Source organism: Bradyrhizobium hereditatis (genome assembly GCF_020329435.1).
Classification (GTDB): domain Bacteria; phylum Pseudomonadota; class Alphaproteobacteria; order Rhizobiales; family Xanthobacteraceae; genus Bradyrhizobium; species Bradyrhizobium hereditatis.
Window position 1 is genome coordinate 1 of sequence record NZ_JAGKJK010000022.1, and the last position, 23,816, is coordinate 23,816.

The 23,816-nt window shown below is 62.3% G+C and carries 23 protein-coding genes and 1 tRNA gene; 14 read left to right on the plus strand and 10 right to left on the minus strand.

Translation table 11 applies throughout. The features are described 5' to 3' along the window. Positions 1-109 precede the first annotated feature (109 nt). Positions 110-622: a hypothetical protein gene (locus J6524_RS32940; protein WP_376712107.1), complete on the minus strand. Its 513-nt coding sequence runs from the start codon at positions 620-622 to the stop codon at positions 110-112. A 62-nt stretch (positions 623-684) separates the two neighbouring features. Between J6524_RS32940 and J6524_RS32945 the strand changes: the two genes are divergently transcribed. Further along, entirely contained in the window at positions 685-1,449 is a 765-nt protein-coding gene (locus J6524_RS32945) for an SOS response-associated peptidase (protein WP_225678068.1), read from the plus strand. 193 nt (positions 1,450-1,642) lie between these two features. Here the strand turns inward: J6524_RS32945 and J6524_RS32950 are convergent, their stop codons facing one another. Genes J6524_RS32950 through J6524_RS32965 form a run of 4 tightly spaced genes read right to left on the minus strand, consistent with a single transcriptional unit; the run spans position 1,643 to position 5,146 of the window. Continuing rightward, positions 1,643-2,224 (minus strand): NUDIX hydrolase, encoded by a 582-nt coding sequence (locus tag J6524_RS32950; protein WP_225678069.1) that lies wholly within the window; start codon positions 2,222-2,224, stop codon positions 1,643-1,645. 15 nt (positions 2,225-2,239) lie between these two features. Continuing rightward, positions 2,240-2,677: a GNAT family acetyltransferase gene (locus J6524_RS32955; protein ID WP_225678150.1), complete on the minus strand. Its 438-nt coding sequence runs from the start codon at positions 2,675-2,677 to the stop codon at positions 2,240-2,242. 20 nt (positions 2,678-2,697) lie between these two features. Continuing rightward, positions 2,698-4,125, minus strand: a complete 1,428-nt coding sequence (locus tag J6524_RS32960; protein WP_225678070.1) for an FAD-binding oxidoreductase — start codon at positions 4,123-4,125, stop codon at positions 2,698-2,700. A gap of 28 nt (positions 4,126-4,153) precedes the next feature. After that, entirely contained in the window at positions 4,154-5,146 is a 993-nt protein-coding gene (locus J6524_RS32965; protein WP_225678071.1) for an L-threonylcarbamoyladenylate synthase, read from the minus strand. Positions 5,147-5,214: 68 nt separating this feature from the next. Between J6524_RS32965 and J6524_RS32970 the strand changes: the two genes are divergently transcribed. The 4 genes from J6524_RS32970 (at position 5,215) to ligD (ending at position 11,361) form a co-directional block, all read left to right on the plus strand. Further along, positions 5,215-5,291: transfer RNA gene (locus J6524_RS32970), tRNA-Pro, on the plus strand. A 1,407-nt stretch (positions 5,292-6,698) separates the two neighbouring features. Beyond that, positions 6,699-8,237: a porin gene (locus J6524_RS32975; protein ID WP_225678072.1), complete on the plus strand. Its 1,539-nt coding sequence runs from the start codon at positions 6,699-6,701 to the stop codon at positions 8,235-8,237. 219 nt (positions 8,238-8,456) lie between these two features. Further along, positions 8,457-10,034 (plus strand): porin, encoded by a 1,578-nt coding sequence (locus tag J6524_RS32980; protein WP_225678073.1) that lies wholly within the window; start codon positions 8,457-8,459, stop codon positions 10,032-10,034. 514 nt (positions 10,035-10,548) lie between these two features. Further along, positions 10,549-11,361: a non-homologous end-joining DNA ligase gene (gene ligD, locus J6524_RS32985; RefSeq protein WP_225678151.1), complete on the plus strand. Its 813-nt coding sequence runs from the start codon at positions 10,549-10,551 to the stop codon at positions 11,359-11,361. Between the two features lie 432 nt (positions 11,362-11,793). Here ligD and J6524_RS38085 read toward each other — a convergent pair whose 3' ends face one another. After that, the gene (locus J6524_RS38085) at positions 11,794-12,297 is read right to left on the minus strand and encodes a GFA family protein (protein ID WP_376712108.1); all 504 of its coding nucleotides are present in this window, start codon (positions 12,295-12,297) and stop codon (positions 11,794-11,796) included. Positions 12,298-12,480: 183 nt separating this feature from the next. On the opposite strand from J6524_RS38085, the gene J6524_RS32995 reads away from it, so the two are divergent. Beyond that, positions 12,481-13,284, plus strand: a complete 804-nt coding sequence (locus tag J6524_RS32995; protein WP_225678074.1) for an alpha/beta fold hydrolase — start codon at positions 12,481-12,483, stop codon at positions 13,282-13,284. 75 nt (positions 13,285-13,359) lie between these two features. Here J6524_RS32995 and J6524_RS33000 read toward each other — a convergent pair whose 3' ends face one another. After that, entirely contained in the window at positions 13,360-14,868 is a 1,509-nt protein-coding gene (locus J6524_RS33000) for a helicase HerA domain-containing protein (RefSeq protein ID WP_225678075.1), read from the minus strand. A 137-nt stretch (positions 14,869-15,005) separates the two neighbouring features. On the opposite strand from J6524_RS33000, the gene J6524_RS33005 reads away from it, so the two are divergent. Both J6524_RS33005 and J6524_RS33010 read left to right on the plus strand, forming a co-directional pair. After that, positions 15,006-15,563, plus strand: coding sequence for a sigma 54-interacting transcriptional regulator (locus J6524_RS33005; RefSeq protein ID WP_312002523.1), 558 nt, complete (start codon positions 15,006-15,008; stop codon positions 15,561-15,563). Positions 15,564-15,808: 245 nt separating this feature from the next. Continuing rightward, complete coding sequence (locus J6524_RS33010; protein WP_225678076.1) at positions 15,809-16,063, plus strand: hypothetical protein; 255 nt, start codon at positions 15,809-15,811, stop codon at positions 16,061-16,063. Between the two features lie 175 nt (positions 16,064-16,238). Here the strand turns inward: J6524_RS33010 and J6524_RS33015 are convergent, their stop codons facing one another. Continuing rightward, positions 16,239-16,403, minus strand: coding sequence for a hypothetical protein (locus J6524_RS33015; RefSeq protein ID WP_225678077.1), 165 nt, complete (start codon positions 16,401-16,403; stop codon positions 16,239-16,241). Between the two features lie 392 nt (positions 16,404-16,795). On the opposite strand from J6524_RS33015, the gene J6524_RS33020 reads away from it, so the two are divergent. The 3 genes from J6524_RS33020 to J6524_RS33030 all read left to right on the plus strand — a co-directional run bounded on the left by J6524_RS33020 (position 16,796) and on the right by J6524_RS33030 (position 19,034). Beyond that, positions 16,796-17,002: a hypothetical protein gene (locus J6524_RS33020; RefSeq protein WP_225678078.1), complete on the plus strand. Its 207-nt coding sequence runs from the start codon at positions 16,796-16,798 to the stop codon at positions 17,000-17,002. Positions 17,003-17,047: 45 nt separating this feature from the next. After that, positions 17,048-17,278: a DUF6894 family protein gene (locus J6524_RS38090; protein ID WP_376712109.1), complete on the plus strand. Its 231-nt coding sequence runs from the start codon at positions 17,048-17,050 to the stop codon at positions 17,276-17,278. Between the two features lie 382 nt (positions 17,279-17,660). Further along, positions 17,661-19,034 (plus strand): hypothetical protein, encoded by a 1,374-nt coding sequence (locus J6524_RS33030; protein ID WP_225678080.1) that lies wholly within the window; start codon positions 17,661-17,663, stop codon positions 19,032-19,034. Here J6524_RS33030 and J6524_RS33035 read toward each other — a convergent pair. After that, positions 18,940-19,680 (minus strand): DUF3750 domain-containing protein, encoded by a 741-nt coding sequence (locus J6524_RS33035; protein ID WP_225678081.1) that lies wholly within the window; start codon positions 19,678-19,680, stop codon positions 18,940-18,942. The genes J6524_RS33030 and J6524_RS33035 overlap by 95 nt on opposite strands. A gap of 432 nt (positions 19,681-20,112) precedes the next feature. Then, positions 20,113-21,051: a LysR substrate-binding domain-containing protein gene (locus tag J6524_RS33040; protein WP_225678082.1), complete on the minus strand. Its 939-nt coding sequence runs from the start codon at positions 21,049-21,051 to the stop codon at positions 20,113-20,115. Between the two features lie 212 nt (positions 21,052-21,263). Between J6524_RS33040 and J6524_RS33045 the strand changes: the two genes are divergently transcribed. The 3 genes from J6524_RS33045 to J6524_RS33055 are packed head-to-tail and all read left to right on the plus strand — an operon-like array spanning position 21,264 to position 23,797. Further along, entirely contained in the window at positions 21,264-23,015 is a 1,752-nt protein-coding gene (locus tag J6524_RS33045; protein WP_225678083.1) for an acyl-CoA dehydrogenase family protein, read from the plus strand. Between the two features lie 3 nt (positions 23,016-23,018). Continuing rightward, complete coding sequence (locus J6524_RS33050; RefSeq protein ID WP_225678084.1) at positions 23,019-23,570, plus strand: hypothetical protein; 552 nt, start codon at positions 23,019-23,021, stop codon at positions 23,568-23,570. Further along, entirely contained in the window at positions 23,567-23,797 is a 231-nt protein-coding gene (locus tag J6524_RS33055; protein WP_225678085.1) for a hypothetical protein, read from the plus strand. Before J6524_RS33050 ends, J6524_RS33055 begins: the two co-directional genes overlap by 4 nt. The last annotated feature ends 19 nt before the right edge of the window (positions 23,798-23,816 follow it).

Below are 23,816 nucleotides of genomic sequence, written 5' to 3' on the forward strand. Positions count from 1 at the left end.
CGGGTGGGCAGGGGACGTCACGGGGGGATCCGGTGAGCAGGGAACTCGCTTCTTGAAGCGATCATGCCCGATTGGTCTGCGCAGGTCTAACCCGGCGCGACCAAGGCGGCTAGTTTGACATCACGGATTCGACCTCGACCTCGGCACCGCCGTTGATGACGCCGCCGGCCAGCGCCACCAGCGGCTTGACCCAGGCGGTGGCCTGCTCGGCCAGCGTGGCGCGAGTCCGGTCGTGCTGGGCTTCGCGCATCGCCTTGCCGACCGCGGTCAGGATCGACGTCATCGTTGTGGTGAGATGATCGAAATCGGCGCGGACCTTGGGATCGGCGCATTCGTAGGCCTCGATCGCGAGGTCGCGGGCCTTGAAGTTGGAAGCCCAGAAGTGCTCGGCGTAGGACAGCGGCGTCCAGGTGAGAAAATCCTCCGCGCATTCCGGCATGTCCGGGACCATTTCGAGCAGCATGATGGCTTCGTTGAAATGATTCAGGTAGTCGGTGGCGAGCCCGGTGCGCGGGTTGATGTTGGCGGCGCGCAGTTGCGCCGCGCGGGCTTCGTCGATACGGCCCGTTGGTGACGGTGGCGGGCGATCGGATCGCACATCTGTGGCGGCCATGGAGGTCATCGGTCCCACTGTTAACAGCTTGGGTTAACACCCATTAAACAGAGGCTTATGTTGGTCGGATAATGTGCGGACGTTTCGTCATTACCTCGCCGCCGGCGGCGCTTCGGCAGATCTTCGGCTATATCGAGCAGCCCAATTTTCCGCCCCGGTACAATATTGCGCCGACGCAGCCGGTTCCGGTGGTCATGCTGGAAAACGGCGGCCGTCATTTCCGGCTGATGCGCTGGGGACTAGTGCCGGCATGGGTGAAGGACCCCCGTAAATTTGCGCTCCTGATCAACGCGCGCTCCGAGACGGTGCTCGAGAAGCCCGCGTTCAAGAACGCGATCAGGCGGCGGCGCTGTTTGATCCCTGCGGACGGTTATTACGAATGGCAGGATGCGAATGGACGCAAGCGGCCGTTCTTCATTCATCGTCGCGACGGCCAGCCCGTCGGCTTTGCCGCGCTGGCGGAGACCTGGATGGGACCGAACGGCGAGGAGACCGATGGCGTCGCCATCGTCACCGCGCCGGCAAGCCGCGACCTTGCGGTGCTGCATGACCGTGTGCCCGTCACGATCGCACCGGAGCAGTTCGAGCGCTGGCTCGACAGCCGGGTGCACGACGCCAACGACGTGATGCCGCTCTTGCGCGGGCCGGCCGAAGGCGAGTTCGCCTGGCACGAGATTTCGACGCGCGTCAATCGCGTGGTCAATGACGATGCGCAATTGCTGCTGCCGATCACGGACGAGCAGCGCGCGGCGGAAGAGCCGAAGCCCGCGAAGCGCGCCGCGCCGCGCAAGGTGGCACCGGTGCCGGAAGATGATGGGCAGGGGTCTTTGTTTTGAGGGGCACTCAGTCTGTGTCGTTTCCTCGCAATCCTGCTAGACCCTCATCCTGAGGAGCGGCGTCTTCGCCGCGTCTCGAAGGATGAAGGCCCGTCGGTGGCCTCATGGTTCGAGACGGCGCTTACGCGCCTCCTCGCCATGAGGGTTGATAGTCGCATGGTGGGCACGCTGCACTTTGCCCACCCTATGGTCCTTACGTAAAAATATTCAGCACCGCATATTGCAGCAGCATGATGGTCTTTGCATCCGCAATGCGGCCGTCGGAAATCATGGCGAGCGCGGCATCGATCGACAGCTCCAGCACCTCGATGTCCTCGCCTTCCTCGGCCAATCCGCCGCCGTCGCCTACGCGCATCGCGGCGTCATATTCGGCGACGAAGAAGTGCAACTTCTCCGTCACCGAGCCCGGGCTCATGAAGGCTTCGAACACCTTGCGGACATCGTGCAGCCGATAGCCGATTTCTTCCTCAGCCTCCGCGCGAATCCGCTTCTCGGGCGTCTCGTCGTCAAGCATGCCGGCGGCGGCCTCGATCAGGAGATCGTCATGGCCCGCCAGGTAGGGCGGAAGGCGGAATTGCCGCGTCAGCACGACGGTGCGGTTGGCACGGTTGTACGGCAGCAGCGTCGCCGCGTGACCGCGGTCGAACACCTCCCGCTTCTGCGTCTGCCATTCGCCATTGCCGCGGCGATAGTCGAACTCGACCTCGTTCAACCGATAGTGCCGGTCGGAAAGAATCTCGACGTTCTTGACGCGGACACGATCGGAGATGGTCATGACAATCCTTTTGGTTCACCGCGGCAGCTCGCGGCCGTCGAGCCATTTGGTGAAGAACAGGATCTTCTGCTCGCCGAAGCCGATCGACTGGTAGAACGCGGCGACGCCGGAATTTTCAGGCCGCACCAGCAATTGCAGTTTCGGAATGCCCGCGGCGCGCAGCCAGTCCTCGGCCGCATTCATGATGGCGCGGCCATAACCCTTGGCGCGGAGATTGGGATCGGTGGCGACGTAATAGACCCAGCCGCGGTGGCCGTCATGGCCGACCATCGCGGTCGCCACGACCGCATCATTCTCGCGGCCGATCAGAACGGTCGAATTCGGCCCGCGGCGGGCCAGCGCGATATCGCTGGCGGGATCATTCCACGGCCGCGTCAGGCCGCAAGCCTGCCACAGCGCGATCACAGTGGCGACGTCGGCATCGGCGATATCCGCGATGGCGAGCGCGGGAATGGGCTTCGCAGCAGATATGGTCACAGCACCTTGCCCGGATTCATGATGCCGAGCGGGTCGAGCATCGCCTTGATGCTGCGCATCAGTTCGATGGCGACCTTGTCCTTGACGTCGGGCAGCTCGTCGCGCTTGAGCACGCCGATGCCGTGCTCGGCGGAAATCGATCCGCCCATTCGCAGCACGATCTCGAACACCACCTTGTTGACTTCGTGCCAGCGCGACATGAAGTCGGCGGTGTTACCGCCGATCGGTTGGCTGACGTTGTAGTGGATGTTGCCGTCGCCGAGATGGCCGAACGGCACCGGCCGCGAGCCCGGGATCAGCTTCACCACCGCCGCGTTGGCTTCCTCGATGAAGGCCGGGACGGCGGCGACTGGCACCGAGATGTCGTGCTTGATCGAGCCGCCTTCCGGCTTCTGCGCCGCCGACATTTCGTCGCGCAGCTTCCAGAACGCGGCGCGCTGGGTGAGATTGGCCGCGATTACGGCGTCGTCGACGATGCCTTGCTCCATACCCTCGGCGAGGATCGATTCCAGCGCGGCGCGGGCGTCATCGCGCGGCGACGACAATTCCATCAGCACGTACCAGGGATGCTTGGTCGTCAGGGGATCGCGAATGTCAATGCCGTGGCGCAGGCTGAAATCGACGGCGATGTCGGCCAGAAGCTCGAAGCTGGTGAGGCTTCCGCCGGCCTCGCTCTGCGAGATCGACAGCAGCTTCAGCGCCTGCGCAGGCGAGGCGAGGCCAACATAGGCGGTCTCTATCGCGTGCGGCTTCGGAAACAGTTTTAGCGTCGCCGCGGTGATGATGCCGAGCGTGCCCTCGGCGCCGATGAAGAGGTTGCGCAGGTCGTAACCAGTGTTGTCCTTCTTCAGCTTCGACAGCCCGTTCAGGATCCGCCCGTCGGCAAGCACGACTTCCAGTCCGAGCGCCATCTCGCGCGCCACGCCATAGGCCAGCGCAGCGGTGCCGCCGGCATTGGTCGAGAGATTGCCGCCGATAGTGCAGCTACCTTCCGCGCCGAGTGAAAGCGGAAACAGACGATCGACCTCGGCCGCGCGCTGCTGCGCGATCTGCAGCACCACGCCGGCCTCACAAGTCATGGTGTTGGAGGCAGGATCGACATCGCGGATCTTGTCGAGCCGCCGCAGCGACACGACAACCTCGCCATTGTGCGGGGTCTGGCCACCGACGAGCCCGGTATTGCCGCCCTGCGGCACCAGCGCGATTTTGTGGTCGCTGGCGATCTTGCAGATCGCGGATACTTCCGCAGTCGAGCCGGGCCGCAGCACCAGTGGCGAACGGCCGTGGAACAGGTCGCGTTCCTCGGTGACATAGGGCGCGATATCGGCTGCATCGGTCACCGCATATCTGTCGCCGACCACGGCGCGAAATTTTGCAATCACCTCGGCGGGAAGCGGCGGCACCGAACCCTGAACGACATTCATTTTCTTCTTCTCTTTCATTCCCGTCCGTTCATTCTCGCCCGACTGCTGCGCGGCGCAGCCGATCGTTGATCGCTTCGCCCAATCCTTCATCCGGTATGGGCATCACCGCGATGGTGCACACGCCTTTGCTATCGAGCGCGCGAAGATGGCCGAACAGATTGGTGGCGGCCTCCGCAACATCGCCGCGCTCCGACAGATTCATCACCATGGACGTGGCGTCAATTCCCGAAATTGCTCCGAGGCCAAAGGCGAGCAATGCCTCGCCCGGCTCCAGCCGCTCTGCATTGAGGCGCACGCGCGCGCGCGGAGCGTAGTGGGACGCCAGCATGCCCGGCGCCAGCGGTTGCCCGCTGTCACTTTCGTTATCTGCCGGCGGCTGCACCAGCGCGCGGCCCAGCACACGTTCGATCTCCGCGCGTGGCAGGCCGCCGGGGCGCAGCAGGATCGGCTCGTCGAAGCAGCCGACGATGGTCGATTCGACGCCGACCTCGACCGCGCCGCCATCGACGATCAGGTCGATCCTCCCTGCGAGATCGCTCTCCACATGGGCTGCCGTGGTCGGCGAGACGTGGCCCGAGATGTTCGCCGACGGCGCCACCACCGGGCCGCCGAACACACGCAGGATGTCGCGCGCGATCCTGTGCGCGGGAATCCGGATCGCGACTGTGTCGAGGCCCGCGGTGGCGAGATCCGCCACCGCGCAATCTGGCGTTTTCGGCAGCACCAGCGTGAGCGGGCCGGGCCAGAAGGTTTTAGCGAGTGCCGTCGCCGGCGCGTCGAAGCGCGCGATCGCCTGCGCGGCGGCGATATCGCCGACATGGGCGATCAGCGGATTGAAGGCCGGCCGGCCTTTGGCCTGATACAGGCGGGCGATCGCGGCCGGATTGGTGGCGTCAGCACCGAGGCCGTAGACGGTTTCGGTCGGAAATGCGACCAGCCCGCCCTCTGAAAGCGCCCGCGCGGCAGCCGTCACGGCAGCTTCGTCGGCAGGCAAAATCTCGGTTTTCAGGGCAACATTCACTATGATTAATTCCTTAAATGGGCTGCTTGCGGTCGCCGAAACCCAACGCTATAAGCCGCCATCCAAGTCGGAGTGTGGCTCAGCCCGGTAGAGCACTGCGTTCGGGACGCAGGGGTCGCAGGTTCGAATCCTGCCACTCCGACCATTTGCGCTTGCCGTTCATATTTCAGGACTTTTTCTGATTGCTGGCGGTTCCCGAGTCAACCGCCTAGTCCCTTCAAATAGCCGGATACAGCTCTGCGTTCCCGCGGCGCGTGGCGCCCAGGGTGCTGTCAGCCCGCCCTCGAAATCAGAGGGAGCAGGGAATGCCGGGTGCACGCTGCATCCGCGGTCTCGTGTGCAGTATGCGATTTTTCGCGCAGCGGCCCACGATGAGCCTGGTCGCCGGTTGGGGAGGGAAGACGATCTGGTACGGCAGTGCCCACGCGCCACGTCGGAGTGTGTCGGGCGAACGCCTTACGCGCTGTGTTTCTGACTGCAAGGAGTTGAGTTGATTGTTACCGCGCATATCTCAACTGATTGCTACGCCCGCAACATTGCGTGGATATTCGCTTCATCGCAGTCACTACATGATTACATGCTTCTCAGTGGCGAGAACTTGCGGCGCGATTCTGCGCATATTCCTTCGAGGCTAAGATGCAGTCGTTGAGAGCTCGTCCGCGTCACTGCAGGAAAGCTCAGCCAACGGTCCTGCAACTGCCGGCGCTCGCTTCGTTCGTCACGCACGCAGCGCTTATCCTGTTAGCTCGAATCCCGTCCGAATGCCGCTGTCAGATCGAGTCTAACTCAGTAGAGAGATCGCGATCATATGGGCTCTCGAGAGCGCGAAGGCATTTAGATCCGCCTAGCGACTGAAGTCGGTCCAAGCGATTCGAAGTATTTGCCAAGCATGCAAGCACAAGACCTGCTTCAGGGGCCGATCGGACTGTCGGCATATGTCTGACCATTCCGAGTGTAATCGCGTGGAGCTGAGCCTCTATCCCAGCACGTACATAAGATCGGCCCTCTCTTGCGCGGGAAGTGTGGTCCGTGAGCTTTCGACCGTGTCACTGGGCCTCTGCAAATTCCTTCCGCAGCCATCCGAATCGATAGCACTTCCGGTCCTCTGAGCTGGCGAGAATCCACCTTTGATCGATCGGATTAAGGTGGAGGACACGGCTACGTCGGGAGTGCTTCCGTTCGCGTCAATCTTCCCGCAAGCGTCTCGAGCGTTAACAAAATCTAAACAAATCAAAGCATTAGAGGCCGGCAATCGAGCGGAGTTCCGTGGCAATTGTGCAACATTTGCCTGCAAAAAGAGTCTGGCCAGTGCAAACGTGCGTGTCTTTTGTTGCCTGTTCAACACTGATCGGCTCATATCGTTGTGCGACGGAGGGGGGCATCCCGAGGTCGTCCCGTTTTAGGTGGTTCGCTTAAGTCCCTCGCGTTCATGCGGGAGTGTCCGAAGGCGCGAAGTGGCTAAGCGGGTTTCAGGGGACAAGGGAACCAACCTTAGGGTGTTTCAGCCCAGCGGATCCGGAACCTTCCCTACAGAGCAACTTGGAGGTTTAGCATGAAGATGGTTAAGAGCCTTATCCTCGGCTCAGCGGCGGGTCTGATCGCCATGGGCGGAGCACAGGCGGCCGATCTTCCCGTCAAGGCCAAAGCGGTCGAGTACGTGAGGATCTGCTCCCTTTACGGCGCGGGTTTCTTCTATATCCCGGGCACCGACACCTGCATCAAGCTGGGTGGTTATCTGCGCGTCGACACCACGTTCAATGGCAACATCTATGGTGGACCGGCCTGGTCGGGCGATCTGGGCCAGGGCAATCGCTACCGCGATTACTTCGCGTCCCGCTCCCGTATGGCGCTGACGGTTGATACCCGCACCGCCACCGAATACGGCGTGGTCCGCACCTTCGCTCAGGGCGACTTCCAGTTCAACAACTTTGGATCGTTCAACCCTGCAGTGCTGAGCGCTGGTTCCAACCCGCTCCACACTCCGGGCGGCGGCTATGTCGCGGTTGAAATGGTGTTCATCCAGTTCGCCGGTTTCACCTTCGGTAAATCGGCTTCGGCCTACGCGACGCCCTGGAACGGCTATCCGGGCAACAACAACTCGTTCCTGATGGGCGGTCCGGACTACGTCACCGGCGTCAACAACATCCAGTACACCGCGCAGTTCGGCAACGGCGTGTCGGCCACCATCGGCCTTGATGATCCGACCGTGTTCAACCGCACCTCGCTGCTGAACCTCGGCGTTCTTCCTTCGGGCTTCGCCACCGCTGGCTCTCAGTCCTACGGCGGAACGTGGGCTCCCGACATCGTCGGCAACATCCGTATCGACCAGGCTTGGGGTCTGTTCCAGATCGCAGGTATGGCTCACCTCGTTAACGCTTCCTACAACTCCATCAACGCCGGCAACGTTCCGAACAACTTCTCGGAAATCTCGGGTCACCCGGAGAGCAAGTGGGGCGGTGCGGTGACGGCTGCGTTGCAGATCAAGAATCTGCCGACCGGCGCGGGCGACGATATCAAGATCGACGCGACCTACTCGCATGGTGCAACCAAGGCCGTGGTTTCCACGAGCGCTGCCTCGCCGAACTTCGTGATGTTCGGAGATACCGGTCGGGTGGGTGCCTACCAGAGCATCGGCTTCGGCCAGACGGCTGACGGCGTATTCCTCCCCGGTATCACCGACGGTATCAAGCTGGTGGATGCATGGGGTATCCGTGGTGCGTTCAACCACAACTGGGATCCCTTCTGGTCGACCAGCCTCTGGGGCAGCTATGGCCAAGTGCGCTACGGCGGCAACGCCCTCGACATCACCTCAGCGAGGGGCGCTTGGTGCGCTAACTACGTCACCGGCAAGGCCCTGTCTGCAGACTTCAGCTGCAACCCGGACTTCAACTTCGCCCAGGTTGGTGTGATCACCCGCTGGACTCCCGTCAAGAACCTGACGTTCTCGGCCGAAGTCGGCGCGTTCTTCCTCGACCAGAAGATGTCAGGCGCTGCTACGTTGGTTGCGGCACCCCCCAAGCCGGTTGCCGTCTACGAGTTCCGCGATCAGAGCACTGTGTTCCTGAACGTTCGCGCTCAGCGCAACTTCTGATCCCGAAAGACTTGAAACACTAGGAGAACCCCCGGCAGGCAACTGCCGGGGGTTTTTCATTGCGGCCGACATCGTGTCCTCGTCAGTGCAATCTCTGTAGCAAGACAGCCACACCGCCGATCCAAGTGCAGCAGCATCACATCCATGTCATTCACACTAAGGATTTTTGGATTACCAGTGCCGCATGCAACTGCATGAATCGCAGGACAGGAGACTAAAATGATTAGGGCGCGAACACTCATTCTCGGCTCAGCGGCGGCTTTGATCGCCGCGAGCGGGACACACGCAGCCGACCTTCCGGTCAAGGCCAAGGCAGTCGAATATGTGCGGGTCTGTTCGCTGTATGGCGCGGGCTTCTTCTACATCCCGGGCACCGACACGTGCATCAAGCTGGGTGGCTATCTGCGCGTCGACACCACCTTCAACGGCGGCGCACATGGCGCGCCGGGCTGGAGCGGCGACCTCGGTCAGGACAACCGTTACCGCGATTATTTCGTCAGCCGCTCGCGTATGGCGCTGACGATCGATACCCGCACCGCCACTGAATACGGCGTGGTCCGCACCTTCGGTCAGGGCGACTTCCAGTTCAACAACTTCGGATCGTCCAACCCCTCAGTCCTAACCTCTGGTTCGAACCCGCTTCATGTTCCCGGCGGCGGCTACGTGGCGGTCGAATACCTCTTCATCCAGTTCGCCGGCTTTACCTTCGGTAAGTCCGCTTCCGCCTATGCCACGCCGTGGCAGGGTTTCCCGGGCAACATCAACTCGTCTCTGCTCGGTGGTCAGAACACCGACACCGGCATCAACAACATCCAGTACACCGCCCAGTTCGGGAACGGCGTGTCGGGTACGATCGGTCTCGACGACCCGACCGTGTGGGAGCGCACCGCTGTCTACAATCTGAGCATTCCCGGCGCGATCGGCGCCAACGGCACCGGATCAAACGCCTATGCCGGCACGCATGCGCCCGACATCGTCGGCAACATCCGGGTGGACCAGGCTTGGGGTCTGTTCCAGCTGTCGGCGGCCGCCCATGAGGTGAGCGGTTCGTACAACACGCTTGGCGCCGGCGCAGTCCCGAACGCGCTTTCCGAAATCAGCGGCCACCCCGAGAGCAAGTGGGGCGGCGCGGTGATGGCGGCGCTGCAGATCAAGAACATTCCGACCGGTGCGGGCGACGACATCAAGATCGACGCATCCTTCGCAAAGGGCGCCACCAAGTATGTCATCTCCACGAGCAGCTCCTCGCCTAACTTTGCGATGTTCGGTGATAGCGGCTTCGGCTACCAGAGCGTCGGCTTCGGCGCGACCACCGACGGCGTCTATTTCCCGGGCGCAGCCGGCACCGGCGGCATCGCCCTGACGACGGCTTGGGGCGTCCGCGGCGCCTTCAATCACAACTGGAATCCGTACTGGTCGACCAGCCTGTTCGGCAGCTACTCGTCCGTCCGATATGACGGCGGTGCGAACGACAACCTGCTCGGTGCCGGCACCTCCACGGCCAAGGGCGCCTATTGCGCGGCCTTCGCGGCGAGCCATCCCGGCCAGACCGGTGTTGCGGGTGTCGGTACCTACAGCTGTAATCCCGACTTCAACGTCTCGCAGCTCGGCGTCGTGACCCGCTGGACCCCGGTCAAGAACCTGACCTTCTCGGCCGAAGTCCAGTGGTTCCATCTCGATCAGAAGATGTCGGGTTCGTCGGTGTTCACTGCGACCGCGCCGAAGCCGAACGCGCTCTACGAGTTCAAGGATCAGGACACTGTCCTGCTCCAGGTCCGCGCCCAGCGTAACTTCTGACATTGATCCCGGGGCGATGCGGCAAAAGTCGCATCGCCCTTGCGAATCGCCGCTGTCACGACTGGGTGCCATCTTGAGAGATGGCCCCTTGCAATGGTTTTCGGCCAGAAAGCATAAGGCCCTGAGGCGTCGGTCAGAGGCGAGCGGGCCGCGAGCTGATTACTTCATCTGAGAAACGCACCTTGTTCGGGGTCGATGGATTCAGACGAACGGCTAGAACAACGCGCTCGTCATCCGTAGGCCTGTTGATCATCTAAACCGATCGAGGCGATGGCACTCGCTTCTTCCATCCTATTTTTCAGCGCGAATACCTTCCTGAGCATTGGTGGTGCCAGGAAGGATCACGTCCCCTGATTGTTCGAGATTCCCGAGAACTGCGCAAAGATGCCCGCTTTCCCGCGGGTTTTTTGTGAGTTGCGTATTGCCCAAGAGCATTCAGATGCCGGGGTTCATTAAGCCCCAGCTTGCGACGCTGAAGACCAAGGCGCCCAGAGGCGACCAGTGGCTTCACTAAATCAAGTACGACGGCTACCGGATTCAGGTGCATCTCAACCGAGGAAGAAAGAAGGTTTTCACGCGGACCGGTCTCGACTGGACCAAGCGCTTCACCGAGATTGCGGGCGCGCTGGCTATACCAGGCGAAGCCATCATCGACGGCGAGGTGGTGGTCGTGCACGAAGGGCGCACCAATTTTTCCGAACTCCAGGCAGAGCTGGCCGCGGGCAGGCAGGGCCGACTCGTCTTCTATGCCTTCGATCTCCTCTGGCGGAATGGCGATCTGCGCAAGCTCCCGCAAATCGAGCGCAAGCAACGGCTAAAGGATCTTTTTGGGGAGAACGATATCGAGCTTCCGGTGCTTTATTCCGAACACCTTACTGGTGACGGGCAGAAGGTGTTCGAGCACGCCGCTAAGCTAAATTGGGAAGGCATCATCTCCAAGCGTGCCGATGCTCCCTACAGGTCGGAGCGCGGCGAAGCTTGGATCAAGCTCAAGACCCTCCAGAGGGAGAGATTTCCCGTCGTCGGTTTTGTCAAAGACCCCTCGGGTGTGGCAGCCCTCTACTTGGGCAAGCAGGAAGGCAACGAGCTGCGCTACATGGGGAAGGTTGGCACGGGCTGGTCCCGAACCGTCTCCAGCCAAATCCGCAAGCAGCTCGATACCGTCGTCAGCCCCACCTCGAAGCTCACGAGACCGATCAGAATGCCGAAGGCCACATGGGTCGAGCCGACGTTCTATGCGGACGTGGAGTACAAGGACATCACCGCAGAAGGCTTGTTGCGCGCCAGCTCCTTCAAGGGATTATTCAAGGGAACGGGCCGCATCTGACAACGTTCGTTGTTCACGACGCAGACCAGGGCGCGGACTCGCTAACGCGTAGCGCAGCCTGATGATGCGAGCTGGATGAAGGCCAGGTAGCTGGCGGCAAGTTGTCGTAGCGCGTCTGGTATTGAGGGCAGTCCCGACTTCGCATCAGCGATCCTTCAGCCGCCGCTTGTGACCCAAAAGCTGAGATCGGCTAAATCGATCCACGACGTCTTCTCGTGACCCAAGATTGATCTTGCTGGATGAGTGCGTCCCCTCATCGCCGCGCTCCAGTGAATGTCCATGCGATCAAACTGAGTAAACTCCAGCAGATCCATCCGATCGCGAGCGGGCCGAAGAAAAAGATCACCAGGGGTAACCGGGACCGGCGACCCCGCGTGAACCTCTCATTTATCCAACCGAGACCCGACCCTAACTGGCCTTCGGCACTAAGGATCAATCCACTTTCTTCTTCTTAGGACCGATGCGGATAGGCGAGGCACCGTCGCGACTGGTCGTTGCAAACCTCGGCAAGTCGTCGAGCGCCTCGAACCAAGGTAGCTGTTCATTAACGAAGACATGGCAGCTCGGCGACGCATAATTCGCATCGAGCAGCGACACCGCATATATGTGAATTTCTCCCTCTATCCGTTCATTCTCATATGTGAGGGGTGACCCACAATTCTCACAGAAACCACGCCGAACGCCTGGCGAAGAATGGAAATAGCGGGGCGCGCCCTTCGTGAACGCGAACGCGCTGCGTGGGACCGAAATCCATGTCGTTATTGGGGAAGAGGTTGCTCGTCGACAACTCTCGCAATGGCAATGCAACGTCCAGTTCGGTTGCCCGGTGTATTGGAAGAAAATCGAGCCGCACAAACATCTGCCAGACGCTGAAGGGGCATCCATTGCCCGCACCTTGTTCCTGTAGAGGACTGTTCGATTGTGCCGATTGACCATCGTGTGTCAACGATGTCGCCTACTGGCCCTTCTGCGAACCTCGGGTGATGTCTGCATTTTCCCGCTGTTGGGGGCGAGCTGACATCAGTCGGCAGCCCCTTAACGAGTACACGGCCTAATTTTGACCTGCCGGAAGCCGGCACGTCCGATTGTCTTTATCCTGAAGGATAAAGGGAGAAGCTGATGCAAGTGACAGATGACGAACTGGTGAGCTTCGAGGCGAACGGCGCGGCGCCGCTTCCAGCCTCAGGTAGAGAAGGCTTCGTAGAGAACCATGGCGCGGGTATCTGGTATGCCGCCTATGGTTCCGGCCCCGCCCTCATCCTGCTCCACGGCGGGCTCGGCAACGCCGGGAACTGGGGCCATCAGATTCCGGCCTTTGTTCAGGCCGGCCGAACAGTCGTCGCCATCGATAGTCGTGGGCACGGCCGCAGCACGCGCGACTCCCAGCCCTTCAGCTATAAACGGATGGCAAGGGATGTGCTGGCCGTGATGGATCACCTGGGCCTTGAAAGGGCGGCACTTGTCGGCTGGAGCGATGGCGCCTGCACAGCGCTGATCCTTGCCGACATGCATCCAGAGCGCGTCTCTGGCGTCTTCTTCTTCGCCTGCAATATGGACTCGAGTGGCACCCACGAGTTCAAACCGACGCCGGTGACCGATCGGTGCTTCCACCGCCACAAGAGGGACTATGAGGCGCTATCTGCGACACCCGCCGAGTTCGAGACATTCGTCGCTGACGTGATGCGCATGATGCAGAGCGAGCCGAACTACAGCGCCAACCAGCTTGGGGGCATCAAGGTGCCCGTCGCTGTCGTCATCGGTGAGAACGACGAATTCATCCGGGCGGAGCATGCCGAATACCTGGCGCGCAGCATTCCCCGCGCCGAACTGATCGTGCTTCCCGGCGTCAGCCATTTCGCGCCGCTACAGCGCCCGGACCTCTTCAATCGCGAAGTACTCCGGTTTCTTGGTCGGATCGCATGAGCCTTAAAGGCTACCTGTTAGTCCAGCCGACTTATCAGTACACGACCTGGTATTTCCCGAGTGCGCCTTCACATATCATAGAGCCGAGCTGCTGCAGCCTTGCTCCGCCGGCAGTGCCTCGGCATTGGGATCGCCTGGTGCCGTCGCCCAGGCCAGTTCGACGAGGGTCACGATCCGCCGACCGGCACCATCAAGCTGGCAAACGATGAGACCCTGCTCCTCGATGTAGGTCAGTAGACGCCGTGCACGGCGCAATGAGTGTGAGCCATAGGCGCGGGCAATCGCTGCATCGCCCGGGCAGGGCCAACCTTCTTTCGCGGCGCGGGCGATCATCATGAAGACGCCCTGCATATCCTCCGGCAGAAGTGAGGCGCGGAGCGAGACATCCTGCCATCCGTCATCGTCTGCCATATCGGAGCCGAGCCCGGCGCGGGCGCGCGTCAGCATGCGACGGAAATCACCCAGGTCTGGCACGGCCGAGCCGAGGCCCTCTATTCGGCAGCGGACGACGAACTCCTGATAGAGGACGCCGATGGCGCGGAATCCTGCGTCGGGTTCTGCCATGACGGCGCGCAGAATACGGTCCACTCGCTCACGCCGCTCCGCCACTTCCTCAGCGCTGAGTGGCTGCTCCAGTGCTTCGGGACGAATCTCCTGTGCCGCGGTTTTGGCCGCCATCAGTTGGCCAAGGAGGTCTGGCGGCGACCGGCGCTGGGGCCGATTATTCTCGGGCGGCGGCGCGGCCAGGATGATGGCGCGTGCATCCGGTGTCGCTTCCGGCAGCGGCATCAGGCGCGGCGTCGCGTTGCGCGGCGTGGTCTCCGTTGGACCAATGCGCAGCCCCAGCGGACGGCGGGAGAGGGCCGGTCCCAGTGCCATGAATTGCCCGCGCTCGAGATCCCGGAAGGCCTCCGCCTGCCGTCGCTCCATCCCCAGAAGGTCGGCGGCGCGCGCCATGTCGATATCCAGAAAGGTCCGGCCCATCAGGAAATTGGACGCCTCGGCCGCGACGTTCTTGGCGAGCTTCGCCAGTCGCTGAGTGGCGATTACCCCCGCCAGCCCGCGTTTGCGGCCACGGCACATCAGGTTCGTCATGGCGCCGAGCGAGAGCTTGCGCGCCTCGTCCGAAACCTCGCCGGCGACCGCCGGCGCGAAGAGCTGCGCCTCATCCACCACCACCAGCATCGGGTACCAATGGTCGCGGGCGACCTCGAAAAGCCCGCCAAGGAAGGCGGCGGCGCGCCGCATCTGATTCTCGGCGTCGAGCCCCTCGAGATTGAGCACCGTGGAGACGCGGTGAATGCGCGCGCGCTCGCCGGCGACCTCAAGACCCCGCTCGGTATGGTCCTCGGCATCGATCACGAGATGGCCGAAACGCTCGGCCAGCGTTACGAAGTCGCCTTCGGGGTCGATGATGGTCTGCTGCACCCAGGGAGCGCTCTGTTCCAGCAGCCGGCGCAACAGATGGGATTTGCCGGAGCCCGAATTGCCCTGCACCAATAGGCGGGTCGCCAGCAGTTCCTCAAGGTCCAGAGTAGCCGGGGCGCCTGCCGTCGTGTGTCCCATCTCGATCGCAACGGTCATGTCTCGACTCAAAGTCTCCTTGCGGAGGCGGGCTTAACAACCTGATCGCAGTCCGTCGAGCGCCCACGGCCGAGCACGCCGTGTTCTCCACGGCTGGTCGATGGCGTGGCCGCTGATCGGGATGTGGCGGTCGAGAAATGCCATGCGTTGCTGTAACGGCGGCTCCCGTCTTGCTGCTCGGCGAGACCGGCGTCGGCAAGGAGATTTTCGCGCAAGGGATTCATGCGGCGTCGCCGCGCCGCGACTGTCCATTCGTCGTCGTCACTTGCGGCAGCGTCTCGCGAGAACTGCTTGCCACCGAACTCTTCGGTTATGTGGACGGCGCTTTCACCGGTGCACGTCGCGGCGGGATGGCCGGAAAAATCGAGGCGGCAGCGGGCGGGAGCCTTTTCCTCGACGAAATAGGTGAACTGCCGCTCGACCTGCAGCCGATGTTACTGCGCGCGCTGGAGACGGGCGAGATCAGCCGCATAGGCGAGGCCACGCTGCGCAAGGTGGACTTCCGCCTGCCCGGCGAACCTCAAGAGGGCTTGTCACTGGCCGAGACTTCAGAACGGGACCTCATCGCGCGGACGCTTCGGTCATGCAACGGCAATGTGGCAGCCACCGCGCTCGCGCTTGGTCTCGCCAAGAGCACCGTCTACGCCAAGCTGCGCCGCTACCGCATTCGGGCTGATTTGGGCACCGCAGATTAGTCATGCGGAAGATTGGACGAGGTACCGTAGGTTAGTTCGAAGTCACGTTTTCTTTCCGCGTTGCGGCGCGCGACTGCCGCTCTCGATTAGGCCCGCGCCAGGAAAGGTTCCTAAGGCGCCCCAGAGCTGTCGAGCATTTGGCCGCAGCAAAACAGGAACGAACGCAGCGCCCAGAAATTGCCGGTGCTTTCAAGGTCAGAGGAGAACGACCATGAAAGTATCAGCAATCGCGGTAGCATTGTTCTTTGCGCTCGGTTCGACGTTGGCGCTTGCCCAAGGTGCCGGAGGCGGCGGAGCCGGGGGCGCGGGCGGCGCAGGTGCGGGCGGTGCGGGCGCCGGAGGTAGCGGGGCTGCCGGTGGGAGTGGTGCAGGTGCCGCTGGTGCTGCGGGTAGCGCCGGTGCCAGCGATGGTGCCGCCGGAGGAGGGCCACCTGCCGGAACGGGCGGCACTGGTGCCAGCGGTAGCGCTGCCGACACAAGCACGCCAGACCAGGAAATGAAAAGGAAGAAAAAGTAGATCGGCCAGCTTCGCCGACCGCATCGAACATCAGGAACGCAACAGAGGGGATGAACCTCTCTTCGCTGCGAAAATGTCAAGAAGGGTCTCAGCGCCGCCGCGTGAGGCCCTTCTTCACGTTGAAGGATACATTGCTCCCGGCGTCGGATCGGACCTGGCTATTTCTCTTGATCCGGCTCCTCAATCTGCACTTCTTTTTCAATCTGAACCTCGAACCAACCGAGATCCGTCAGCTCCCGCGCTTTCTTTTCGGCGGCCTCACGTGTTTCGCGCTTCAAGACGATGCGGCTCGTGCCGTCGCGGGCAAAAATGGAATAGGTCACGTTTAGTCTCTATTTCTAATTCGCTTTTAAAGAAAATCGCAGCCTTTCGCGATGCGACCTGCGGGCTCGAAACACTTCAGTTTTCTTGCTTGTTAGCCTCGCGTGCCGATGCGTTGATCCGTGTTCCCCTGCTCCTCTTATCTTACCGCGGTCGCGCTGAATGCACTACGTCCGCTGTCGCGACACGCGCCGGGAGCTGATCGGCCTCGCGGAACCTTATATTTGTGTAATCTCGTTGCAGTCAGGTCCATCTGAACCATTTAACCGACAGGCGGGAGCGTGAAAACCCGCCCTTCAAACTGACACCCAGCGGCCGTGCTCAGGAAGGTGAGCTGGGTCCTTTTGAATACGTAACGGCAGGCCCTGCCTCATTGGCCTTGAGAGGCGACGATATGTCCAACCCTCAATTTCGAGCTGCCCGCTGGTCGGAAGATGACGACAGGCTGTTGCGCGCGATGTCGGAAGCGGGAAAGAGCCTCACGCTGATGACGGTCAAGCTCAAGCGGCCGATGGCGTCCATCAGGGCCCGCGCCGCAGACCTGGGAATTGCCATTCCCGGAACCGAGATTGGAAAGCGCAAGCAGAAAAGGTCTGCCTGACGGCCCATCTAGGAACTCGCGAGATTTGTCGGCGTTTGCACGACCATGACGAGATACTATTTCGACCTGGTCGGGGAGGTTCCTGCCAGGGACTTCCTCGGGCACGAGTGCACTTCGCGAACGGAGGCGAGAGAGCACGCCAGCTTTATCGCTCACCGCATCGGAAACGAGCACCCCCACTTCGTGAAACCTGGAAACCAAATAGCGGTACGAGAAGAAGGTGGAGCAGCCTTCTATCGAGCGCCGATTTCCCTGAACCGTTCGCGCTTTTCCTGATGCCTTTCTATTATTTCGACCTGCTGGTTGACGGTGAGCCTAGCAATCAAGGCGGCATGATTCTCGAGGATCTTTCCGTCGCATCCGATCGGGCGGATGCGTTGGCAAGCGAGCTACGCACGCTCAAGCCAGAGCTTCATTCAAAGAATTGCTTCGTCCGGGTCGTGGACGAAAACAGCAGCGAAATCTACCGCACGCCGCTGGAGCCGGTCCCGAGCTGGTCGATGCGTTCGTCTCGGAAGTGAAGCTGCCATGGCGAGGGTGAGGGCCTGGCCGGCCAATGCGTCGGCTCAAATCGATTGAGGTTTCTGCTTTTTGGTCTGAATGAACCCGATGCGGGCTTAATGCGTTTGGTTTAAGAGCTCAATCGACGAAGATTTACGTGGAGATTCTTGAAGCGTATCTGGACCGGAAACACAGGGAACTCAGGTTGATCAATGACTGCCTGAGACATCCCCTGCCGTTGGCCTGTCCGCGGTCGGTCGGCGACGTCGTCAGGCGCAAGTTTCAGCTCACCGCCGCCCTCAAGGCAGAGCACGCTCACGATGATTGGACCGTCACGGAGACGGCCTGGGCGCATCCCGGCCAATTGCGTATCGGTCCCTTCGAATTCAGATACGACTACCAGCGCGCTGATCTCGATGTGCGCGGCCCTTCCTTTTACGAACTCCAGTGCAGCGCGATCGACACCATCTATACGGCGTCCGGCATGGCGGCGATCTCGGCGCTGCTGCTCGCGTCTATGCGCGTGATCGGAAAGGCGGACATTCTGATCCTGCCCGGTGCCTATGGCGAGACGCAGGAGTTCATCGAGGGCTATGCCGATCGACTGCGTATGACCACGCTGAACCACGCTAGGGACGCGGCGGTCAGTCCGAGATCAAGTCCATCGATATTGCTGCTGGATTCGTCCGCGTCCGCTCCGGCGTTTGGTGCTGGGCTGCGCTCTATGGACACGGCGCCTGATCTCCTGATCTTCGACACCACCTGCTTCTCCAGTGGGTCTGGCCGGATCGGGCGCGTGCTGCGACGTGCGCGCGAACTTTCTATCCCCGTCGTCATGGTGCGCAGCCACACCAAGCTGGATTCGCTTGGGGCAGAATACGGTCGACTTGGCTCGGCGGCTTTCGTCGATTGGGCCAGGAATGTACCCGGCGGATCAAGGCTCAAAGAGCTTCCGGCTGAAACGCGAAACGCTGTCCGGTTGCTTGGCGGCGCTGCACTGCCGGCGCATTTTCCGCCTTACATCGGAACACCCTTATATCGCGAACTGACGAGCAAGCGGATCGCGGCCATCTTGCGCAACAGCCGCCGCGCCAGCCGGTATTTCGCGGCTGCGCTCCCGGGCCTGACGGCCGAACTGCACTACATTCACGGCCTCTATGTCACGGTGAGCAGTCAGCAACCGCTTGATGAGGCGGCAGCAAGACGGGCGGCTGCGGAAATGAGCGGCGACCTGGCAGGAGCGGGTTTGCCGATCCAGCATGCGGGAAGCTTCGGCTTCGATTTTGCTGCGACCGAGTGGTTCCACAATCCGACAACTCGCCGCTATAGCGTGCGCATTGCGGTGCCCGATCTTCCCATGGCGATCTGGGGCGATCTCATAACAGCGATCGCGCAGTGGTGGTCGGCGCACCAGCGGCAGGTGGCCGTTTCGAGAGCTAAATCCCGGCCGTCATTCCCAATCGGCCGAGGCCCGGCAGCTTCAGTGCGGGTCGGCGAATGTCCAAGCCCACCACGGCGCCGAACAAGTTGACTTCGAAGCCTTCAACCCATCCGACGGTGAGACCGAGATAACCGCCGAGGGAGGCGTAAACTCCGCTGCCCGACGGTGTTAGCCCGAACCACTCGCCGCGATAGGGGTAGTCCTTTCCGATGGCGGTCGGCGGCAGCACCACCTTGATTTCGGGGACCGCGTCGAGAGCAGCCTGGACAAAGGTGTTGGAGTTCGGTCCCGGCCATGCATTGTAGTCGCCATGCGCACGAAACCTGTAGTTCTCGATGACGTGGCGGATCTTGGGAATCAGACGGCTGGCTTCAGGACCGTCGACGGCGGCAATGGTTTCGGGGACAGCGCCAAACCACCGCGCATCGGCGGCGAATCCGTTGGTACGAATGGGCTGGCCCCAGGCCGTGTAGTCATAACGGGTGTATGTAGAGGCGTTCTCCTCCTTGACGACGATCCAGGTGTGGATGGCGAAGATGGCCTTCCATCGAACGGTGCGCGCACCGTAAACCCGGATGATCGCGTCAGGATGCTGGGACGGCAGCGGCAGAAGGCCAGCGCTGGAGCGGTCGGCCGTCTGCCAATTGCTCCTGTTCTCGCCAAGCCAGTATCGTCCGGCCGACACGCCGACCGGAAAAAAGAACAACAACAGGAAGATGGCTGCTGATTTGAGCAAAGGAACGCGAGGGCATGATGTGGTGACGCTGCCTCACTATAGTTTGCTTCGGCATTGGGCGCCAGACGATGCCCTCCCGAGTATTGCGATTGACTTGCTCTTGCGCCGGCCTATCCGCCAAACCCGTAATAGTCGCGCACCACTGCTTCCCGCAGGCGCCGGGCTCGAACACTGCGATTATGACGCTATCGGGCGCGCCGAGCATGAAATAACCGTCTCCGCCGCCGATCGGCCGGATCGGATTGGGAATGTGCAGGCCGGCGGCTTCCATCCGCTCTACAGCTCGTTGATGCCAACGACCTGCATGCCCAGATGATGGACCGCGTTCTTGCCATCGCCGCGCGGCGGCTGATCGTAGAGATGAGGGAGCGTCTCTGTCAGAGCGCCGTCAGGCTGGCAAACTAGCTTTTCTGAACGCGGCCTGAGTGAAACTCAACGCGCGTATTCTGCGCCTGCCTTCATCGCCGCCTTGTTCGGCGTGGGCTTCTTCGGTGCCTGCTGGCGGCGTGCGTCATTCAGCCAGGCGACGAAAGCGGTCACCGCGGGATCATCCGCCATGCGCTGCTCGTATTCGAGTACGAACTGCCGGCGGGTCGGGCGAACGGTTGGATGAGCCTTGACGAGATCGCCGCGCGCAAGATCCGGCGCGAGCAGGCCGTCGATCGCGATCGCCGCGCCCATGCCGGCGGCTGCCGCCTCAATCGTCAGACTGAGGCTTTCAAAACTGCTGCCGCCCTGTACCGGCACATCGGTGAATTGCGCATGGTCGAGCCAGCGCCGCCAGTCGTCCGGACGCGGCCGCGCATGCAGGAGCGGAACGGATGCGAAATCCACCGCGCCATCCTTCACGAACTCCGGCGCGCAGACTGGCACGGTCGCGATCGGCATCACGGAATGGGTGACGAGACCGGCGCGCGGCTGCCCATCCGAAACTGCGATCACCGCATCAAAGCGGCTGGGGAGGAGATCGAGCGGATTGGAGCTGGTGTGCAGGTCGATCTCCAGCTCCGGATAGGCCGCATTGAGCGTCGGCCAGATCGGCAGCAGGAAGCGCGAGAGGAAGAAACCATAGACCCCGACCGAAAGGCGCCTGAAACGCCGCAGACGCAGTCCGTCGGCGGCGTCGGCGATCCGGTCCAGAGCTTCGCGGGCGGAGTCGGCAAAGGTCTTGCCGGCGGAGGTGAGGACGAGGCCACGCGAGCCGCGCAGGAAGAGGGCGGTCCCCATGCGCGCTTCCAGCGCGCGGACGTGCCGGCTCACGGCGCCGACCGTGACGTTCAATTCGTCGGCGGCGCGCGTGATCGACAGGTGCCGCGCCGCGGCCTCGAACGCGCGCACCGCATGCAAGGGTGGAAGTCGTCTTGATGCCATCGGTTGAGCTTAGTCCAAAAGGACTGCCCGGCAAACGGGCAGGCCACGGGCAGAATGGGCCCGCACTGCTGTCGTCGGCAGAGCCCCTGGGCTTTGAGTCTGGCTCAACCCGCCAACCCAAGAAGTCGTTTGCACCAATGCGGCACAGGTCCTACGCCGGTTTTTAGCCGCAGGGCGTGGTTTTCGCCCGCGGGAAGCCGAGGGAGACAGCCATGAACATTCACGTCGATCTGGCAAGCCGCGATGCGTCGGCCCGCCGCTCAGGCGCGCTGGCGCCCACCTGCCGCGGGCTGAACTATTATTCGGTCGACCGAAGCCTTCGCGATTTGCTGCCCCATTACATGGAGGCGCCGCTGCTGGCGCATCTCGCGCCACATCTTAACGAACTCGGCGAACTCGCCGGCGGCCGGCTCCATGATCTGTCTGATCAGGCCGAGCGGCATCAGCCGGTGCTGCATCCACGCGACGGCTATGGCCGCGACGAGGAATGGGTCGAATATCATCCCGCCTATCGCGAGATGGAAAACATCGCGTTCGGAAAGTTCGGCATGCACGCGATGTGCAACCGGGCCGGCGTGCTGGGCTGGCCTTCGCCGATGCCGCCGATCGCCAAATACGTTTTCCACTATCTGTTTGCGCAAGCCGAGTTCGGCCTGCTGTGCCCGGTCAATCTCACCGACAGTTCGTCCGAACTGGTGCGCCGCTTCGGAACGGATGAATTGCGCCAGCGCTATCTCGAACGGATGTGGAGTCAGGATCCGGCCACGCTGCTAAAGTGCGCGCAGTTCATGACGGAGAAGGCCGGCGGCTCCGATGTCGGCGCCGCGGAGCTCACGGCGGTCCGTGACGGCGAGCACTGGAAGCTATGGGGCGAAAAGTGGTTCTGCTCCAACGTCGATGCTGAGCTCGCGGTGTTGCTCGCGCGTCCCGAGGGCGCGGTGGCCGGTGGGCGCGGGCTCGGCCTGTTTCTGATGCCAAAGGTTCTTCCGGACGGGCGGCGCAATTCGTATCGCATCATGCGGCTGAAGGAAAAGCTCGGCAGCCGCACCATGGCCAGCGGCGAAATCGTTTTCGAGGGCGCAGTCGCCTACCAGCTTGGCGAACTCGACCAGGGTCTCAAGCACATGCTGGTCATGGTGAATTCGAGCCGCGTGTCGCACCTTGCGCGCGCCGCCGGCATGATGCGGCGGTGTCTCAACGAAGCCATGGTCGCCGCCCGGCATCGCAATGCGTTCGGGCGCGCCGTGATCGACCATCCCTTGATGCGCCGGCAGCTGGTCAAGCTGATGGTGCCGACCGAGCAGGCGCTGTCCGCGCTTTTGTATTCGGCGACTGCGTCCGACAAGGTGCTGCGGCTGCTCACGCCGATCGCAAAATACCGGGCATGCCGGGACAATGTTACGGTGGCGACGGGCGCGATGGAAGCTCGCGGCGGCAATGGCTACATCGAGGACTGGCCGAATGCGCGGCTCATTCGTGATGCTCATCTCGGCCTGATCTGGGAGGGCACCAGCAACATCAACGCGCTGGACGCGGTGCAGCGCGCGGTCGGCAAGGCGCGCGGTCACGAGGCGCTGCGCGACGATCTCGCCAGCCGGCTGGAAAACATGGCGGGAATGCCGGGCCAGTTTCGGACGCGGCTTTCCGGCGCACTGGCGGATGCCATCCGCTTCGCGGAAGAGGTGGCGGCCGACCCGGCGAATGAGCGCTTCTGCAGGATGGCCGCCGGCAAGCTCTATCATGCGACGACGGCTGCGCTGCTGGCCTCCGAGGGTACGCGTATCGGCAACGACGGCGGTGATGCGCGCCGCCTCCTGCTCTCGCGCTTCGTGCTCGAGCATCGCCTTGCGGATCATGCGGCGACCAGCCTGCAGGCGCAGCAATGGGAGAACGAAGCGATCGATCTGTTGCTCGGCGACGCGCCGGTCTCGATGCAGCAGGCCGCCTCGCTGGTGCAGGGGTAGATCATGGACATCGCGCTGCAACGAGAACTCGCCCGCCTGCTCGCGACGCTGCGCCGGGAGGGACGCCAGCAGAGCGGCCTGGACCAGCGGCTGGTGCCGCCGGATAACGCGACCGCCTATCGCGTCGCCGCCATGGTCGAGGAAGAGCTGGGCTGGGACGTCGTCGGCTGGAAGATCGCGGCGATGAAGGAGGGGCTGCAGCGCCAGCTTCGTACGGACTCGCCGATCTATGGCCGGGTGTTCGCGCCGCTGATCGTCGAATCGCCCGCGAGCGTCGAATACGCCAAACTGTGCAGTCCGATTCCCGAAGTCGAGTATCAGGCGCGCTTAGGAGCTGACCTGCCGCCGCGCGAGAAGCCCCATACGGTGGCAGAAGTCACCGAGGCGGTGGCGTCGCTGCATACCGGCATCGAGCTTGCCCCTTCGTCCACGATGCGGCGTTTCCAACGCTGCCGGCCGTTCTTGCCGACGGCGCAGGCTCCGGCATCATCGTCTGCGGCGCCGCGATCCCGGACTGGAAGACGCGCGATATCGCTGGACAGGAAGTCTTGTTGACCTGCAACGGCACGCTGCGCCGAAAGGGTACGGCTGGGGAATGCCTTGATCATCCGATGGTGCCGCTGAGCTGGCTCGCCAATGAACTCTCGCGCACCGGCATCGGCATGAAGGCGGGCCAGACGATCAGCACGGGGACGCTGACGGGTATGCTGCGGCCAAAGCGAGGGGAAACCTATGTCGCGGATTTCGGTCCGTTCGGCAGCGTCACCGCGACCTACGCGTGATCCGCCTGATATCGCCAGC